Annotated in this window: 1 protein-coding gene and 1 pseudogene; both read right to left on the reverse strand. The window is 69.2% G+C overall.

Annotated elements, in window-relative coordinates; all coding sequences use genetic code 11:
- A pseudogene (locus AC2VNT_RS01835) lies at positions 1–175 on the reverse strand (UDP-glucose 6-dehydrogenase); the annotation flags it as partial.
- A gap of 115 nt (positions 176–290) precedes the next feature.
- A partial coding sequence (locus AC2VNT_RS01840; protein WP_486945234.1) for a DUF7159 family protein occupies positions 291–1,887 on the reverse strand: 1,597 nt, incomplete at its 5' end.

Consider the following 1,887-nt stretch of genomic DNA (forward strand, 5'->3'; position numbering starts at 1 on the left):
TATTGTCCCGCAACATCTTTCGCAGGCCCGGCTCATAGAATGGCACGTCACCGGCAGCCAGCTTGGCGACCTTGCCGGGGTCGATGTCGACACCGACAACCTCGTGCCCCAGTTCGGCCATCCCCGCGGCATGGGTGGCACCCAAGTAGCCCGTACCAAAAACGGTGCACCTCATACACCTGTGTGTAAGTCGCTGCGATGAGCTGACGGCATCGCTCTGCTGAGCGCAGGTCAAACGTGAGATGACGGTTTCGTGTTGCGGGGTAAAAGCGCAGGCCAGGCGGGTTCACTCAGTGAAACCAGCCGCCGTGACCCCAGTCACCAGGGCCACCGCCGAAGCCGCCACCACCAAAGCCGCCACCACCGCTTCCGTGGCCGCCACCGGGGAATCCGCCGCCGCCGTCACCCGGGCCAGGGAAACCTCCACCGCCACCGGGGCGAGGGAAACCTCCACCGCCGTCGGGATAGCCGCCGCCGGGACCCCATTGCCCCGGCCGAGGGCCACCAAAGATCGGCGGAATACCCGGAATCGGAATCGGAATCGGAACCACCGCGGGCGGCGGTGCTGGCGGCGGCGCAGCTGGGGGCGCAGGCGCGGGCGCCTCAGGAACCGGAGCAGGCGCGGGCGCCTCAGGAACCGGAGCAGGTGCCGGCGCCTCAGGAACCGGAGCAGGTGCCGGCGCCTCAGGAACCGGAGCTGGCGCCTCCGGAGCGGGTGCCGGCGCCTCCGGTGCGGGTGCTGGCGCCTTCGGTGCCGGTGCTGGCGCCTTCGGTGCCGGGGCTGGAGCCTTGGGCGCGACCGGAGCCGGTTTCGCGCTGTGGCCCGGTTCTGGCCGAGTTCCCGCCGAGGGCCGCATGCTGACCGCCAGCGCGACCAGCAGGGCGGCCGCACCCACCACAAACAGCGCGACCACGGCGCCGACTATCAGGAACAGCGGTCTGCGCCCTCCGTCCGCCTGAGCCTCGTCGGCGTCGAGGTTCTCGGCATCGGCGTACAGGCCGGTTTCCAGTTCGCTCTCGTCGGCGAGCGCGGTATAGGCGTCGCCGTCCTCGTCGGGAACGGCGCTGTAAGCCAGCGCCTGCTCGCCGGTCTCACCGTCGGTGGCGATGTCGAAATACCCGGGCGCGACGGCGTAGGGGTTGATGTAGCCGGTGCCGGGGTCTTGGGCATAGGCCAGCGCTGCGGTCGACGACGAGAACAGCGGCGCGTTGGCCGAAGCCAGCGCGGCGCCGCGGGCCAGCGCGGTCTCGGGCTCCTCGGGCGCGCTGATGATCAGCCCGGTCGCGGCCTCCAGTTGCGGCTTGAGCTTGGCGATGTCCACGTCGCCGGAGCCGACGAGGAACAGACCGTCGGGTCGGGCGTTCAGCGATTCCGCACCCGACAGCAGTGCGGCCAGATCCGCGAAAGAGTCGCGTCCGGGCGTCAACGGCCGACGGTGAACGTCGGTGATCGACCCGTCGGAGGTATTCACCACGGCCAGCGTCGCGGTGTCGGGTTCGACGAACAGCAGCCCGGTTTGGGCATGGCCGACGGCATTGCCGACGACCTGCGCCAGCGCAGCGGCGGCCATGAATGACGACACCAACATGACATTCTCGACCTTGCGAGCCGCCAGCGCGTCACGCAGCGCCGCGGCTTCGACGGGATCAGTCCAGGTCACACCGATAGAACGCACCTGGTAGCCGCTGTCGACCGCACCTTCCTGGGTACCGAGAATCGCCGATACCACCTGGTCGGCCGCGTTGATCGTCGGCGCGTCGGCGGCCGCGTCGACGTCGAAGCCGTCTTCGTCAACGGTCACGCCGTCGGCATTTTCGCCCTCCACGAGAACCATGCGAACCGACGAGGGCGCCATCGACACACCGAGTACGGTGTCCACTTCTCCT

The sequence above is a fragment of the Mycobacterium sp. TH-M15 genome (assembly GCF_057473705.1).